Below are 15,075 nucleotides of genomic sequence, written 5' to 3'. Positions count from 1 at the left end.
CGGAACTCATAGGGGGTGCAGCGATGCTCGAAAGCCAGGCCTATAGCTGCCCTTACTGCGGGGAACCGGCCGAGGCGCTGCTCGACCTGAGTGCCGGCGACCAGCAGTACTACGAGGACTGCCCGGTGTGCTGCCGGCCGATCCTGTTCGACCTGCGCACCGATGGGCAGGACTGGTCACTGAACGTCCGCCGGGAGGATGACTGATGCAGCGCGTATATGAGCCGGCCGACCTGCTGGAGGCCGAGATGCTGGTGGGAATGCTCGCCAGCGAAGGGATCGCCGCCCATGTCAGCGGCCGCCACCTGGTCGGCGCCATCGGCGAACTGCCGCCTGGCGGACTGCTGGCGTTGTTGGTGGCGGACGAGCAGACGGAGCGGGCGCGGGAACTGATCCTTGCCTACAACGCCGCCGCCCCGCTGGCCGAGGAGCCGCCGGAGCCCTGCGGCCCCGGCAGCCTGTTGTGTTGAGGCGGCCGCCACTCAGTCGGCCGCCAGTTCGAAGACCTGCCAGCGCACCGAGCTGACGCCCTTCTCCAGGCTGACCCGGCTGACCAGGCGTTCCAGCTGCGCCGGAGCCTCGGGAGTGCCGAGCAGTTCGGCGCGGACTTCCAGCTTGGCCGGGTTGTCCAGATCCTCGCTGTGCAGCGATTGCAGGCGCAGGTCGCTGCTGCCGAGGCTGTGCAGCATCAGGCTGCGAACCTGGATCTCGTCCTCGGCGCGGCAGACGATCTGCACTTCGTAGCGTTGCTCGGCCTCGCTGGCCGGCAACACGTCCTGGCGGTTCAGGCGTTGGGCGATGTCGCGCAACAGGATGTTGGCGCAGAGCACCACCAGGCTGCCGAGCGTGGCCTCCAGCAGCAGGCCCATGCTGCACAGGATGCCGATGGCGGCGGTGCACCAGAGGGTGGCTGCGGTGTTCAGGCCGCGCACGTTGAGGCCGTCGCGCATGATCACGCCGCCGCCGAGGAAGCCGATCCCGGAGACTACATAGGCGGCGATCCGTGAAGCGTCGCCGGCCAGGCCGGGCACGCCCTGAGTCATCAGCACGAACAGGCAGGCGCCAGTGCTGACCAGCGCGTTGGTGCGCAGGCCGGTGAGGCGTTGGCGCAGCTGGCGTTCGGCGCCGATCAGGGCGCCCAGGGCCAGCGCGACCGCGACGCGCAGGAGAAATACTTTCCAATCCATGTTTCACCTCGTTGCCGGCCGACGGCCGGAGCTGGCGCGGGCCGTCGGTCCGCGCGGATAAGGGACGATGGATTGCGCAGGACCGCGGCTTCCCGCTGCGCGTTGGCGCGAGGGAAGGGACACGAAGGGAAAATGGGGATGCGTCATCCCGGACGGGATGCGGATCGCCACTGTCCGCCATGTTCGGCGAGGCAGTGGCAGAGGGTTCTGCTGGACTAGCTCGCCGGATGGACCTGTCGCAATCGACTAGGGCTGTTGTCCAATGCAGGACTCCTGTGTGGGTTACAGAATGCGGGCGGCACCTTAAGCCTGGAGGATAGGCGCGTCAAGTTAAGATTGGGTTTCATTCAGCTTGCGTTCGGCAAGGCCGGCGTAGCGCTTCGGGTTACACTGTGCGGCTTTCCCTCACCAGGCAGTGCCAAGCATGAGTGGTCGTTACGCCCTGTTCCGCTGGAATCCGTCGCTGGCGGCCCTGCCGGGCTTTCCGGCGGATTGGCGGGCGCACTGGAACATTTCTCCGGCGAACCAGGTGCTGATGGTTCGCGAGGACGCCGGTGCGCGCCGCGCCGACCTGGCGCGCTGGGGGCTGACCCCGGCCTGGCTCACCGACCTGTCGCGTACGCCCAGCCACGCGCGGGCGGAAACCCTCGCCGAGCAACCGATGTTCCGCGAGGCGTTCCAGCAGCGCCGCTGCCTGCTGCCGGCCAACGGCTTCTATGAATGGCGCGGGGTGCGCAAGCGTCCGTACTGGGTCTCCACCGGCGAGCGCCTGTTGTTCTTCGCCGGCATCTGGGAGGCCTATCCGGTGCATGGACAAACCTGGCTCAGCGTGGCCCAGGTATCCCAGGCGGCCGCCGAGTTCCGCCGGCCGCTGCTGCTCGACGAGGCCGAGCAGGATACCTGGCTGGCTCCGGACACGCCGCTGCCGGCGCTGATAAGCCTGCTCGCCAAGCCCCAGCCGAACCTGCGCAGCGTGGCCCTGGCCGGCTTCGTCAACAAGCCTGAAACCGACGGGCCGGAGTGCCTGACCCCGGCCTGACGCTAGACCCTGAACTGATTCACCAGGCGCCGCTGCTGCTCGGCCAGGCGGGTCAGCTCGGCGCTGGCCTGTGAGGCCTCGTCGGCGCCGCCGGCCACCTGGTTGGCGACCTGGCCGATGTTGGCGACGTTGCGGTTGATGTCCTCGGCCACCGCGCTCTGCTCCTCGGCGGCGCTGGCGATCTGGGTGTTCATGTCGTTGATCACCGATACCGCCTGGGTGATCGACTCCAGCGCCTCGGCCGCCTGGCGCGCATGGCGCACGCTGTCGTCGGTGCGCTCCTGGCTGTCCTGCATGACCTTCACCACGTCGCGGGTGCCCTGCTGCAACTGCTGGATCATGCTCTGGATTTCTTCGGTGGCCTGCTGGGTCTTCTGCGCCAGGTTGCGTACCTCGTCGGCCACCACCGCGAAACCGCGACCCTGCTCGCCGGCGCGGGCGGCCTCGATGGCGGCGTTGAGGGCGAGCAGGTTGGTCTGCTCGGCGATACCGCGGATCGCCACCAGGATCGCGTTGATGTTTTCGCTGTCCTTGGCCAGGTTCTGCACCACGCCGACCGCGCGGCCAATCTCGCTGGCCAGGGCCTGGATCGCCGCCGAGCTGCTTTCGACGATCTGCTTGCCCTGGTGCGCGGCCTGGTCCGCGTGGTTGGCTGCCTCGGCGGCGTGGGTGGCGTTGCGCGCTACGTCCTGGGCGGTGGCGGTCATCTCGTGGACCGCGGTGGCCACCAGTTCGATCTCCGCCAGTTGCTGCTGCACGCCCTGGTTGGTGCGGATGGCGATGTCGGCGGTGTGCTCCGAGGAGTCGCTGACCTTCTGCACCGATTGCACCACCTGGCCGATCATGTTCTGCAGTTTGCCAAGGAAGGTATTGAAGCCCTTGGCGATGGAGCCCAGCTCGTCGGCGCGCTCGCTGCTCAGGCGGCGGGTGAGGTCGCCTTCGCCCTGGGCGATGTCGTCGAGCATGCCGACCAATTGGCGCAGCGGCCGGGCGATGCCGTAGCCGACCAGCCAGACCACCAGCAGGCCGAGGGCCGCTACCACCAGGCCGGCCAGGCTCATGCCGAGGATATCCTGCTGGCGCTGGTCGCTCAGCTCGCCCTGGAGTTGCTGCAGTTCGCCGAATACCGCCGCCTGGGGAATCTGCAGCATGAGGGTCCAGCGCACGCCGCTGTCGGCGATGGTGAAAGGCAGGAACAGCTCGATGTGGCCGTGCTCGGCGTCGATGTCGTAGAGCGGCTGGTCGACCGTGAGGTTTTTCAGGTTGTCCACTTCGTTGCCGTCGAGGACGCTGCCGGCGGGCTCGCCGAGCTTGCTGTCGTCGCGGGTGTAGGCCACCAGGCGGCCGTTGCTGGCGATCAGCGCCATTTCCCCGGCGCCATCGTAGAGCTGCTGGTCGGCGCGCTTGAGCAGGTCCTGGATGAAGGCCAGCGAGAGGTCGGCACCGACTGCGCCGCGGAACTGGTCACCGACCATGATCGGCACGTTGAAGGACGACATCATCACGGTCTTGCCGCCCATTTCGTAAGGGGCCGGGTCGATGATGCAGGGACGCTTGTTCTCTTTCGGACAGGCATAGAACTCGTTCTCGCGCACCCCGGTGGGCAGCAGCTTTTCGCTATCGATGCTGTCGGCCATGGCCTCCACGATCGGCTTGCCGTCGGCGCCGCGATACCACCAGGGCAGGTAGCGGCCGTCCGGGCCGTAGCCCTTGCCGGGTTGCCCGGCGAAGGCGGCATCGGTATCGAAGGCATTGGGTTCCCAGGCCATGAAGGTGTCGAGCAGCTTGGGGTTGTTCTGCACGGTGCTGCGCAGCAGCGCGGAGATTTCGTCGCGGCTGGCGTTCAGCTGCGGCATGCCGTCGGCGCCCGGCTCGCCGAGCAGGCGGGTGCTGTTGGCCAGGCCGTGGACCACCGTCAGCGGATACTCCAGCTCGCGCTGGATCTGGCTGACCTGGGCGCGGGCCAGGGCCACCAGGCGCTCGTTGATGACCTTCTCCAGCAGGCCCTGGGTGCGTTGCTGCACCAGCTCCTGCGTTCGCGCGCCGGCGAACAGGGCGTACAGCACCAGCACCACGACGACGCTTAGAACGCTGGCGCCGGCGAGGGCGGCGACAGAAAACTGGATCGACTTGAGCTTCATGATGGGACTTCTGACCCTTGTTGGAATTGTCTCTGAGGAGCTTATCGGCAGGAGGACGGCAAATCCTTAATCGGCCGTCGGAGATTTCCTCGCCAACGGCTGTTGCCGGCGTTCGAGGCGCGGCCTACCATGCGCTCGGCCTTCAGAGGAGAACAAAGGACCATGGCTCATCCCTTCCGATTCGCCACCCTCGCCGGCGCGCTGCTGCTCGCCGGTTGCCAGGCAGTGAACACCACCAGTGGCGGCGCCGTCGGCGTCGACCGCAAGCAATACATGTTCAGCATGTTGTCCAGCCAGGAAGTCGACCAGATGTACGCCCAGTCGTACCAGAAGACTCTCGGCGAGGCGAAAAGCGCCGGCGTGCTCGATACCAGCAGCGCCGACGCGCGGCGAGTCAAGGCGATCGCCCAGCGGCTGATCCCGCAGACCGCCGCCTTCCGCCCGGACGCCACCAGCTGGAACTGGGAAGTCAACGTGGTGAAGAGCGACGAACTCAACGCCAACTGCGGTCCCGGCGGCAAGATCATTTTCTACACCGGGCTGATCGACAAGCTGAAGCTCACCGACGACGAGATCGCCGCGGTGATGGGCCACGAGATCGCCCACGCCCTGCGCGAGCATGGGCGCGAGGCCATGTCCAAGGCCTACGGCGTGCAGGTGGCCAGCCAGATCGGCGCCCTGGCCGGCCTCGGCCAGGAAAGCCTGCAACTGGCCAATACCGGCGTCGACTACCTGATGACCCTGCCCAACAGTCGTGCCAACGAGAACGAAGCCGACCTGATCGGTCTCGAGCTGGCCGCCCGCGCCGGCTACAACCCGGAAGCGGCGATCACCCTCTGGCAGAAGATGGGCAAGGCCAGCGGCGGTGCCAGCCAGCCCGAGTTCACCAGCACCCACCCCTCCGACAGTTCGCGGATGGCCAATCTCCAGGCCGCGATTCCCAAGGTGATGCCGCTGTACCAGCAGGCCAGGCGCGGCAAGTGAGGCCAGGGCGCGCGGCCGCGGGGGGCGGCCGGCGCGCCGACAGGCTTACCATCGGAAACGCCTGTTGTGTATTTCCGTAACCTGCTGTTTGGTATCTCGCCGGTGTTCGGCCTAGACTGCTGGCCGACCCGCTTGCGGGACCCGTGGACGAACAGCCACTCTCACGCCCTGGAGCTCATGTGAAATACGCCGTACTCGGAGCCACCGGCCTGCTGGGACATCACGCCGCGCGCGCCATCAGGGCCGCCGGTCACGATCTGGTGCTGATCCACCGTCCTTCTTCGCAGATCCAGCGTCTCGCCTATCTGGAGCCCGAGTGCCGGGTCGCCGAGATGCTCGACCACGCCGGCCTGGAACGCGCTCTGCGCGGCCTCGACGGGGTGATCTTCAGCGCCGGCTACTATCCTTCGCGGCCGCGCCGCTGGCAGGAGGAAGTGGCCAGCGCGCTGGGCCAGACCAACCCGTTCTATGCCGCCTGCCTGCAGGCCAGGGTGCCGCGCATCCTCTACGTCGGTTCGGCATATGCCATGCCCCGGCATCCCCAGGGACTACCGGGCCACGAGGGGTTGTTCTACGACAGCCTGCCGAGCGGCAAGAGTTCCTACGTGCTGTGCAAATGGGCGCTCGACGAGCAGGCCCGGGAGCAGGCGCGCAACGGCCTGCCGGTGGTGATCGGGATCCCCGGCATGGTACTCGGCGAACTGGACATCGGCCCGACCACCGGGCGCGTGATCACCGCCATCGGCAATGGCGAGATGACCCACTACGTCGCCGGCCAGCGTAACGTCATCGATGCCGCCGAAGCCGGGCGCGGCCTGCTGATGGCCCTTGAGCGCGGGCGTATCGGCGAGCGCTACCTGCTGACCGGGCACAACCTGGAAATGGCCGACCTGACCCGGCGTATCGCCGAGCTGCTCGGCCAGCCTGCGCCGCAGCCGATGTCGATGGCCATGGCTCGCGCGCTGGCCACCCTGGGCCGCTTGCGCTACCGGGTCAGCGGCCAGTTGCCGCTGCTCGACGAAACCGCCATCGAGGTGATGGCTGGCGGGCAGTTCCTCGATGGACGCAAGGCCCGCGAGGAACTCGGCTTCTTCTCCACCACCGCCCTCGACGACACCCTGCTGCGCGCCATCGACTGGTTCCGCGACAACGGCTATTTCAATGCCTAGGACGGTTGGCTAGGGCAGCGCTTTTTCCGCGAAGGGTCGGGTCTGCAGTCCCAGCTGGGCGCGAAAGCTCTCCATGTCGAACATGGTGCACAGCTCCTGCAACTGGCCCTGCGGGTTGAACACCCAGAAGCCCATCGCGGAAATGCTCAGCACCTTGTCGCTGGCCGGATAGCCCAGGGTCGGCCGGACGATGGTGCCGATCAGCGTGCTCCAGGTGAACACCTTGCGTTCCTCGCCGATGCAGTCTTCGACCACGACCTCCAGGTCCGGCATCGCCGTGCGGATGTCCTGCAGCAGGCGGATATAGCCGGCAGTATCCAGGGGATGGCCGATGAACGAGCTTTTGTAGAGGAAATCCTTGCTGTGCAACTGCTCCACCAACGCCATGCGGCCCTTGTTCCAGGACAGCTCGATATGATGGCGGGCGAGTCGTTTCAGGTCGTGTGAGGGCATCTCCGGCTCTCGTGGGCGAGTGGTGGGGCAGGCATCCGGTGCCTGCCTGAACTGTAGCCGTTCCCATGCATTTTGCATTGGCCGCCCAGCCATCCCGGGCCCGGCGGCGCAGTCCTTCAGAGCCAGCCGGTCAATTGCGCGGCGTGCCAGGCGGCGTACAGGCCAAGTGCGGCGAAGGCGGCCGCGGCCAGGCGGCGGATCAGGGTCAGCGGCAGCTTGTCGGCGGCCAGGTTGCCGATCAGTACCACCGGTACGTTGGCGATCAGCATGCCCAGGGTGGTGCCGATCACCACCAGCCAGAAATGCGGATACTGGGCGGCCAGCATGACCGTGGCGACCTGGGTCTTGTCGCCCATCTCGGCGAGGAAGAACGCGATCAGTGTGGTGAGGAAGGGGCCGTATTTCTTCAGTCCGGACTCTTCGTCGTCGAGCTTGTCCGGTACCAGCGTCCACAGGGCGACGGCGATGAAGGAGGCGGCGAGGATCCAGCTGAGGGTGGCTTCCGAGAAGAAGCTGGCGACCCAGGCGCCCACCGCGCCGGCAGCGAAATGGTTGGCCAGGGTGGCGGCGACGATGCCGGCGATGATCGGCCACGGCTTGCGGAAGCGCGCCGCGAGCAGGAGTGCCAGCAACTGGGTCTTGTCGCCGATTTCCGCGAGGGCAACGATCAGGGTAGGGACGAACAGCGATTCCATCAGGCTTCCTAAGGGGCGGGTCGACCAATCACCATGACACGCGCCATCTGCCCGCCCCGGGTCAGATCGTGCGTGTCATAGGTCTTGTCAAACCCTTGGCCTGTCTGGGCAGGCTTGGGTCGCGCGCGCCATGGTCTGCGGACCAAGTGTGTTGACGCGTGCCGGGCGAGGCCGGTGCGGCGCTCGCGGGAGACTACTCCCCTAGGACGGGGCGCATTCTGCCCAAGCCGGGCGGCTTGGGCAAGCCCGGGACGGAAACTTTCGTCCGGGAGGGCGGCGAGGGAGCCTGATCGCAAGGAAACGTGCCGGCATCCGCAGCGATCCGCGAGGAATCGCCGGGCGGCAGGGTGAATCAGGTATTGGTCGGGCTGACGTCCATTTCGTGGTAGCGAACGAAGCGCGCGCGCTTCTTCCAGCGGTATCCCAGCCAGATCGCCAGGAACAGCGGCAGGCTGATGTAGGTGGCGAGGAGGCCGATCCAGTCGATGCGTTCGCCCACCAGCGCCTGGTAGTTCTGCCCGAGGGTGATGACCATGCACAGGGCGAAGGCGAACAGCGGGCCGAAGGGGAACAGCTTGGCCCGGTAGGGCAGGTCTTCCAGGCGGCCGCCCTGGGCCAGGTAGCCCTTGCGGAAGCGATAGTGGGAGATGGCGATGCCCAGCCAGGCGATGAAGCCGCACATGCCCGAGGTGTTCAGCAGCCATGTGTAGACGGTGCTGTCGCCGAAGGCCGAAGTGAGGAAGCACAGGGCGCCGACCAGGGTCGTGGCGTACAGCGCATTGCGTGGCACGCCGCTGCGCGAGACACGGGAGAACAGGCGCGGTGCCTTGCCCTCGAGGGCGAGGTTGTAGAGCATCCGGGTCGAGGCGTACATGCCGGAGTTGCCGGCGGAGAGGATCGCCGAGAGGATCACCGCGTTCATCACCCCGGCCGCCGCGGCGAAGCCGGCGCGCTCGAAGAGCAGGGTGAAGGGCGACACGCTGATGTCGCTGGCATCGTTCTTCAGCAGGTTCGGGTCGGTGTAGGGAATCAGCATGCCGATCACGAAGATCGCCAGGATGTAGAACATCAGGATGCGCCAGAACACCTGGCGAATGGCGATCGGGATGTTCTTCCGCGGATTTTCCGATTCACCGGCGGCGATGCCGATCAACTCGGTGCCCTGGAACGAGAAGCCGGCGATCATCGCCACCCCGACCATCGCCTGGAAGCCGCCGACGAAGGGCGCGTCGCCCATGGTGAAGTTGCTGAAGCCGGGCGACTCCACGCCATGCATGATGCCGAAGATGGTCGCCAGGCCGACGCCGATGAAGATCACCACCGTGACTACCTTGATCAGGGCGAACCAGAATTCGCTCTCGCCGAAGCCGCGCGCGGAAATCACGTTGAGGCCGAACATGATGCCCAGGAAGATCGCGCTCCAGTAGATGCCCGGCACCTCGGGGAACCAGAAACTCATCACCAGTTGCGCCGCCACCAGTTCCGCGGCGATGGTCACCGCCCAGTTGTACCAGTAGTTCCAGCCGAGGGCGAAACCGAAGCCATCTTCGACGAACCGGCTGCCATAGGTGCAGAACGAGCCGGAAACGGGCATGTAGGCGGCCATCTCGCCGAGACTGGTCATGAGGAAGTACACCATCAGCCCGATCAATGCGTAGGAAAGCAGCGCACCGCCGGGCCCGGCGGTGGCCACGGTGGCCCCGGAGGCGACGAACAGCCCGGTGCCGATGGAGCCGCCGATGGCGATCATGTTCAGGTGGCGCGGCTTGAGCACCCGCCGCAATTGCTGGCCCTGGCTGGCGTTCAGGTCAGTCATCGGCGGCCTCCCGGCGGGTGGCCACGGAAGGGTCTGGCTGCGGGCGTGCGGGCAGGGAGAGGAAAAGCTTCATTCACAGGGTTCCAGGCAGAAATCAGGAGCGACGGGCGGAGTAGATGCGGAAACCGTCGCCTTCGGCGAGTGTCCGGCAGGGGCCGAGGTGGCGTTCGATCAACGGCGGGTACTTCAGGAAGCTGTTGGCGACCAGGCGCAGTTCGCCGCCCGGCGCCAGGTGCTCGGCGGCGCGTTGCAGCAGGCGCTCGGAGGCCTGGTAGTCGGTGTGCACGCCCTGGTGGAAGGGCGGATTGCTGACGATCGCGGCGAGTTCGCGCGGCGCGCCGTCGATGCCGTCGGCGGCGATCACTTCGCCGTCCAGGCCGTTGGCGGCGAGGGTCAGTCGGCTGCTCTCGACAGCGAAGGCGTCGACGTCGAGCAGGCTCAGGCGACTGGCGGGGTAGCGACGCTTGAGGACCGCCCCGAGTACCCCGGCACCGCAGCCGAAGTCCAGCAGATGGCCGCCGGGCAGGGCTTGCAGTTGCCCCAGCAGCAGCGCGCTGCCGCGATCCAGGCGGCCATGGCTGAACACCCCCGGCAGGCTCACCACCTGCAGCTCGCCATCGGCCAGCGGCAGGCTGTAGCGCTGGGCCAGGGCGTGCAGGTCGGGCTCGGCCGGCGCCTGTTCGATACGCACCTGCCAGAGCTGGCAATGCCGCGCGCTATCCAGTTTGCGGGGCTTGCCGTAGGCGGCCAACTGCTTGCTCGCGCGCTCGATCCCGCCGCGCTTTTCGCCGACCAGGAAGAGTTCGCCGCCGGGCAGGCGGGCGGCCAGGCTGGCCAGCAGGTAGTCGGTCAGTTCGCGGGACTTGGGCAGGAACAGAACGGCCGAAGTCCAGGCGCCAGTCGGCGCGCGCGTGTCGAAACGGCTACGGCCGGGGAAGCGGGCGTCCAACTGCGCCTGCTCGCCGGCGTGCCAGCTCCAGCCCTGGGCCTGCGGTAGCTCGGCGAGCAGGTCGTCGGCGGGCAGGCCGGCCAGCAGCAGCGGGGTCGCGAAGAGGTGGCGCTGGCGCAGCAGCACTTCACTGCGAGGGTCCATGCGGGCTCCGGAAAAAATGGGAAATCTTAACAGGCTTGGGCCTGGCATACCCGCATGGATTGTCGGCGAGGATCGCCGTTCATCCGTGCGCGGTGCCCGCAGCGCCGTATCAGCCGGCGTTGACTACCCGCAGGGCGCGCCCGGCCTTCCATGCCTCTGCGTTTTCCGCCAGTTGGCCGACGATGCGCTGCCGCGCCTCGCGACTGCCCCAGGCGTTATGGGGGGTGACGATCAGGCGCGGGATGTCGGGGGCCAGCAGCGGATTGCCGTTTCTCGGCGGCTCGACGCTGAGCACGTCGGTGGCGGCGCCGCCCAGGTGGCCGCCGCGCAGGGCGTCGGCCAGCGCCTGTTCGTCGACCAGGCCGCCACGGGCGGTATTGACCAGGAAGGCGCCAGGCTTCATCAGCGCCAGTTCGGCGGCGCCGAGCATCCCGCGGGTGTCCTCGGTCAGCGGGCAGTGCAGGGTCAGGGCGTCGACCCGTGGCAGGAGTTCGCCAAGCGGCAGGCGGTCCGCCCGGGCGGGCCGTCCTGGCAACTGACCGAGCAGCACGCGCATGCCGAACGCCTCCGCCAGCCTCGCCACCGCCCCGCCCAGTTCGCCATGGCCGAGCAGGCCGAGGGTCTTGCCTTCCAGTTCGACGATGGGGAAGTCCAGCAGGCAGAACTGGCTGGATTGCTGCCAGCGGCCGCCGCGTACCGCCTGCTGGTAGTCCGGCAGGCGCGTAGCCAGGGCCAGCAGCAGCGCGAGGGTGTGCTGGGCTACCGAGGGCGTGCCGTAGCCATGGCAGTTGGCGACGACGATACCGCGCTCGCGAGCGGCAGCGAGATCGATGTTGTTGGTGCCGGTAGCGCTGACCAGGATCAGTTCCAGCTCTGGGCAGGCGGCGATGCATTGCGCGTCGATCGGCGCCTTGTTGCTGATCGCGACCCGCGCACCGTGCAGCCGCGCGGCGACTTCCTGCGGTTGGCTGGCGGCATGCAGTTGCAGCTCGTCGAAGGCGGCGTGCAGGGGGCGCATGTCCAGGTCGCCGAGGTCGAGGGAGGCATGGTCGAGGAAAACGGCGCGCAGGGCATGGCTCATGGACGGTTCCTTGGCGGCAGCGGACGGGGGCTGCCTAGCCTAGCAAACCCGCGTGCCAGGGAGGTCTTCCGGTTTTCTTGACAGTGATTATCCAGAAAGTATTGTCGGTTTTTTGACGGTATTACATATTTAACCTCTGTAGTGTCATTTTTGAGTCACTCCGACGAACGGTCGCCCTTTCAAGTGGACAATTTTTGATCTGAAAGGCATTTTTTTGGCACACAAGGCGCAATGTGAATTGCTTCTCAGATTTTCGTCATTTAACTGACGAAATGCAGTGCTGGAAAACTGACGTGCGCCACGCAGATAGGGAGATTTTCATGGTCCGTCCGGATAGCCAGCGCGGCAAGCGCACCTCTTCGAAAGCTGGTAGGGAAGGGCGTTTCGTCCTTGCCGCCAGCAGCACCCTCATGTTCGCCATCGCCAGCATCAACGCGGCCATGGCGGCACCTACCGGTGCCCAGTTCAACCCCAACGAGATCAAGATCAGCCAGCAGGGCAAGACCACGCTGATCGACCAGAGCACCCAGCGCGCGATCATCAACTGGAAGGGCTTCGACGTCTCCGCCGACGAGGCGGTGCGCTTCAACCAGCCCGGCGTGACCTCGTCGACCCTGAACCGGGTCACCGCAGGCCAGGAAAGTGTGATCGCCGGGCGCATCTCCGCGCCCGGCCAGGTGATCATCTACAACTCCAACGGCGTGGTATTCAGCGGCTCGGCCAAGGTCGACGTGGGCTCCCTGATCACCACCACGGCGAACATCAGCGACGAACACTTCCGCCAGGGCAAGCTGATCTTCGACCAGCCCGGAAACCCCGACGCGCGGATCGTCAACGACGGCAGCATCAGCGTCGCGGAGAAAGGCCTGGCGGCCTTCGTCGCGCCGTCCGTGGCCAACAACGGCGTGATCAACGCCCGTCTCGGCACCGTGGCGATGGCCGCCGGCAACGCCGCGACCATCGACCTCTACGGCGATGGCCTGGTGTCCATCGCCGTGACCGACCCGGTTACCCGCAAGCCGCAGGATGCCCAGGCGCTGGTCAGCAACGGCGGCGCGATCCAGGCCGACGGCGGTAGCGTGCTGATCACCGCCGAGCAGGCTTCCCGGGTGGTCGACAACGCGGTCAACCTGTCCGGCGTGATCCTCGCCCGCGGTACCGAGGTGCGCGAGGGCAGCGTGGCGCTGGTAAGCAAGTCCGGGGACATCCAGGTCGCCGGCAAGATCGACGTCAGCGGTCCGAAGAGCGGCGGCGACGTGCTGGTCAGCGGGCAGCAGGTGGCCCTGGCGAGCACCGCTAGCATCGACGCCCGCGGCGCCGCACAGGGCGGCAGCGTGCGCATCGGCGGCGACTTCCAGGGCCGCGGCGAGCTGCCACGAGCGAAGAACGCTACGCTGGCCAAGGGCGCCAGCATCGACGTCTCGGCTACCGGCAAGGGCAATGGCGGCCTGGCGGTGGTCTGGTCCGACGGCAATACCCGCATGGACGGGCGGATCCTCGCGCGCGGCGGCGCCCAGGGCGGCAACGGCGGCCTGGTGGAGACCTCCGGCAAGGTCAACCTGAGCATCGCCGACAGCGCCTACGTCAGCGTCGCCGCACCCTACGGCAACGGTGGCACCTGGCTGCTCGACCCGACCACCCTGCGCATCGTCGCATCCGGCGGCACCTCAGGTTCGGTGGGGGGGCGCCAACGGCGCCAGCGGCGACGCGACGGTGAATGCCTCGGTGGTTACCGGGGCGCTGGCAGGCGGCAAGGTGACCCTCAGCGCCAGCGACCGGCTGTCGGTGGAAGCGCCGCTGATCACCAGCAACCTGGGCGGCGCCAGTCGCGGCCTGGAGCTGATCGCCACCGGACCTGCCGGTGCGGTGGATATCTCTGCGCCGATCCTGTTCCGCAACGGCAGCCTGGCAATCCGCGCCGGCGGCAACATCAGCTTCCTCAGCGGCGGCACGCCGCAGACCAGCGGCATCGTCGACCTGGGCAGCGGCACCCTGTGGATGCAGACCAGCACCGCCGGCAAGATCAGCCAGCAGGCCGGTACCGCATTGATCGCCGCCAACCTCGCCGGCCGCGCCGGTAGCATCGACCTGGCTTCCTGGGACAACTACGCCGGCAACCTGGCGCTGCAGACCTTCAACGGTACGCTCAAGTACCGGCAGAGCAACGCCACCGGTGTGACCACGAGCGGCACGGTGTTCGATCCGTTCATCAACCAGAGCATGACCGGCACCGCGCAGAACATCGTCTCCAGCGTCGGTACGCGGATTCTCGAGGCCAACAGCGTCGGCACCACCGGCAACTACACGCTGACCGCCGACGGCAACAGCGAGTTCGACCGCCTGGTGTTCACCGCGCTGCCCTATCGGCGGGTCAGCGGTTCCGCCAGCTTCCCGACCAACGACTCGTCGGACTATCTGGTGACCAACCTGCGCTACCAGGTCAACGGCAGCAACGTCACCGCCACCCCGAACGGCGGTGCGCCCAGCGGGTTCACCGTCGCCGCCGGCAACGGCAGCGTCACCACCTGGACCGGAAACTGGGGCACCAGTTGGGGCGTCAAGGGCTTCGGCGGCGTGATCGGCGTGACCGACGAGCTGCAGTACGACGTCGGCACCGGCCTGACCGAGGAACTGATCTTCGGCCTCGGCGGCAAGACCAGCCGCGTCGATACCCGCCTGGACCTGTTCATGCGCGAGGGAGCGTTCAACAGCTTCGCCGAGCGCGCCCAGGTGGAGATGTTCAAGACCACCACCACTGCCGGCGACATCCTTTCCCGCCAGCAGACCGCCACCCTGACCGCCAATGACGCTACCCGCGTCTACGGTGATGTGAATCCGACTCTGACGGCCACGATGTCCGGCATCAACGCCATCGACGCCTACGTCAACAGCCAGTTCAACGACCTCTACCAGGCGACCGCCAGCACCACGGCGACCCAGGCGTCGAACGTCGGGCAGTACGCGATCACCGGTAACGCCAATGGCAGCGAGTATTTCAGCCAGCGTTACCAACTGGTGCGCCAGGACGGCAAGCTGACCGTCACGCCGGCGCAATTGATCGTCAGCGCCGACGCCAAGACCAAGGTCTATGGCGACGCCGATCCGACCCTTACCTACCAGGTCAGTGGCCTGAAGAACAGCGATACCGCCGCTGGCGTGCTGAGCGGCAACCTCGGCCGGGTGGCCGGGGAGAACGTCGGCAACTACGGGATACTCCAGGGCGGGCTGGGCCTCAACACGGCCAATTACACCCTCAGCTACGTCGGCAACGACCTGCGCATCACCCCGGCACAACTGAACGTGATCGCCGATGCCAAGACCAAGGTCTACGGCGACCTGGATCCGGCGCTGACCTACCAGGTCTCCGGTCTCAAGCGCGGCGATACCGCCGGTGCCGTGCTCAACGGCGGCAGCCTGA

12 protein-coding genes, 1 pseudogene and 1 riboswitch are annotated in these 15,075 nt (G+C 67.1%); of the genes and pseudogenes, 6 read left to right on the top strand and 7 right to left on the bottom strand.

From position 1 onward, the window contains the following. The first annotated feature begins 23 nt into the window (after positions 1 to 23). Both HMPREF2716_RS10715 and HMPREF2716_RS10710 read left to right on the top strand, forming a co-directional pair. Complete coding sequence (locus tag HMPREF2716_RS10715; protein WP_003094945.1) at positions 24 to 206, top strand: CPXCG motif-containing cysteine-rich protein; 183 nt, start codon at positions 24 to 26, stop codon at positions 204 to 206. Then, positions 206 to 469: a putative signal transducing protein gene (locus tag HMPREF2716_RS10710; protein ID WP_003094943.1), complete on the top strand. Its 264-nt coding sequence runs from the start codon at positions 206 to 208 to the stop codon at positions 467 to 469. Before HMPREF2716_RS10715 ends, HMPREF2716_RS10710 begins: the two co-directional genes overlap by 1 nt. Positions 470 to 481: 12 nt before the next feature. Here HMPREF2716_RS10710 and HMPREF2716_RS10705 read toward each other — a convergent pair whose 3' ends face one another. Continuing rightward, on the bottom strand, positions 482 to 1,186 hold the full coding sequence (locus tag HMPREF2716_RS10705; protein ID WP_043491138.1) for an MgtC/SapB family protein: 705 nt from the start codon (positions 1,184 to 1,186) through the stop codon (positions 482 to 484). A 424-nt stretch (positions 1,187 to 1,610) separates the two neighbouring features. On the opposite strand from HMPREF2716_RS10705, the gene HMPREF2716_RS10700 reads away from it, so the two are divergent. Continuing rightward, on the top strand, positions 1,611 to 2,225 hold the full coding sequence (locus HMPREF2716_RS10700) for an SOS response-associated peptidase (protein WP_003094938.1): 615 nt from the start codon (positions 1,611 to 1,613) through the stop codon (positions 2,223 to 2,225). Between the two features lie 2 nt (positions 2,226 to 2,227). Here the strand turns inward: HMPREF2716_RS10700 and HMPREF2716_RS10695 are convergent, their stop codons facing one another. Beyond that, on the bottom strand, positions 2,228 to 4,366 hold the full coding sequence (locus tag HMPREF2716_RS10695) for a methyl-accepting chemotaxis protein (protein WP_003099358.1): 2,139 nt from the start codon (positions 4,364 to 4,366) through the stop codon (positions 2,228 to 2,230). 162 nt (positions 4,367 to 4,528) lie between these two features. Here HMPREF2716_RS10695 and HMPREF2716_RS10690 point away from each other — a divergent pair, with 162 nt between their 5' ends. Continuing rightward, positions 4,529 to 5,350: a M48 family metallopeptidase gene (locus tag HMPREF2716_RS10690; RefSeq protein WP_003094932.1), complete on the top strand. Its 822-nt coding sequence runs from the start codon at positions 4,529 to 4,531 to the stop codon at positions 5,348 to 5,350. Between the two features lie 143 nt (positions 5,351 to 5,493). Continuing rightward, entirely contained in the window at positions 5,494 to 6,519 is a 1,026-nt protein-coding gene (locus tag HMPREF2716_RS10685) for an NAD-dependent epimerase/dehydratase family protein (RefSeq protein WP_003121034.1), read from the top strand. A 9-nt stretch (positions 6,520 to 6,528) separates the two neighbouring features. On the opposite strand, the gene HMPREF2716_RS10680 is transcribed toward HMPREF2716_RS10685, so the two are convergent. From HMPREF2716_RS10680 to HMPREF2716_RS10660, 5 genes are all read right to left on the bottom strand, one after another. Then, on the bottom strand, positions 6,529 to 6,972 hold the full coding sequence (locus HMPREF2716_RS10680; RefSeq protein ID WP_003094928.1) for a nuclear transport factor 2 family protein: 444 nt from the start codon (positions 6,970 to 6,972) through the stop codon (positions 6,529 to 6,531). 116 nt (positions 6,973 to 7,088) lie between these two features. Further along, entirely contained in the window at positions 7,089 to 7,667 is a 579-nt protein-coding gene (locus HMPREF2716_RS10675; protein WP_003094926.1) for a TMEM165/GDT1 family protein, read from the bottom strand. A 90-nt stretch (positions 7,668 to 7,757) separates the two neighbouring features. Next, positions 7,758 to 7,881, bottom strand: a riboswitch (yybP-ykoY riboswitch). A gap of 138 nt (positions 7,882 to 8,019) precedes the next feature. Next, positions 8,020 to 9,483, bottom strand: coding sequence for an amino acid permease (locus HMPREF2716_RS10670; protein WP_003094922.1), 1,464 nt, complete (start codon positions 9,481 to 9,483; stop codon positions 8,020 to 8,022). A gap of 94 nt (positions 9,484 to 9,577) precedes the next feature. Next, a complete protein-coding gene (locus tag HMPREF2716_RS10665; protein ID WP_003099371.1) occupies positions 9,578 to 10,576 on the bottom strand; it encodes a class I SAM-dependent methyltransferase in 999 nt (332 codons plus the stop codon). A 109-nt stretch (positions 10,577 to 10,685) separates the two neighbouring features. After that, positions 10,686 to 11,657, bottom strand: a complete 972-nt coding sequence (locus tag HMPREF2716_RS10660) for a 2-hydroxyacid dehydrogenase (protein WP_003146034.1) — start codon at positions 11,655 to 11,657, stop codon at positions 10,686 to 10,688. A gap of 320 nt (positions 11,658 to 11,977) precedes the next feature. On the opposite strand from HMPREF2716_RS10660, the pseudogene cdrA reads away from it, so the two are divergent. Next, positions 11,978 to 15,075 (top strand): annotated as a pseudogene (gene cdrA / locus HMPREF2716_RS10655) (two-partner secretion system adhesin CdrA); the annotation flags it as partial.

Origin of the sequence: Pseudomonas sp. HMSC076A11 (assembly GCF_001810205.1) — a bacterium.
GTDB lineage: Bacteria > Pseudomonadota > Gammaproteobacteria > Pseudomonadales > Pseudomonadaceae > Pseudomonas > Pseudomonas aeruginosa.
This window is presented reverse-complemented; position numbering and strand designations above follow the sequence as displayed.

Coding starts and splice junctions, on each gene's coding strand:
- HMPREF2716_RS10715 (WP_003094945.1), top strand. CDS start 24: ATGCTCGAAAGCCAGGCCTATAGCTGCCCTTACTGCGGGGAACCGGCC.
- HMPREF2716_RS10710 (WP_003094943.1), top strand. CDS start 206: ATGCAGCGCGTATATGAGCCGGCCGACCTGCTGGAGGCCGAGATGCTG.
- HMPREF2716_RS10705 (WP_043491138.1), bottom strand. CDS start 1,186: ATGGATTGGAAAGTATTTCTCCTGCGCGTCGCGGTCGCGCTGGCCCTG.
- HMPREF2716_RS10700 (WP_003094938.1), top strand. CDS start 1,611: ATGAGTGGTCGTTACGCCCTGTTCCGCTGGAATCCGTCGCTGGCGGCC.
- HMPREF2716_RS10695 (WP_003099358.1), bottom strand. CDS start 4,366: ATGAAGCTCAAGTCGATCCAGTTTTCTGTCGCCGCCCTCGCCGGCGCC.
- HMPREF2716_RS10690 (WP_003094932.1), top strand. CDS start 4,529: ATGGCTCATCCCTTCCGATTCGCCACCCTCGCCGGCGCGCTGCTGCTC.
- HMPREF2716_RS10680 (WP_003094928.1), bottom strand. CDS start 6,972: ATGCCCTCACACGACCTGAAACGACTCGCCCGCCATCATATCGAGCTG.
- HMPREF2716_RS10675 (WP_003094926.1), bottom strand. CDS start 7,667: ATGGAATCGCTGTTCGTCCCTACCCTGATCGTTGCCCTCGCGGAAATC.
- HMPREF2716_RS10670 (WP_003094922.1), bottom strand. CDS start 9,483: ATGACTGACCTGAACGCCAGCCAGGGCCAGCAATTGCGGCGGGTGCTC.
- HMPREF2716_RS10665 (WP_003099371.1), bottom strand. CDS start 10,576: ATGGACCCTCGCAGTGAAGTGCTGCTGCGCCAGCGCCACCTCTTCGCG.
- HMPREF2716_RS10660 (WP_003146034.1), bottom strand. CDS start 11,657: ATGAGCCATGCCCTGCGCGCCGTTTTCCTCGACCATGCCTCCCTCGAC.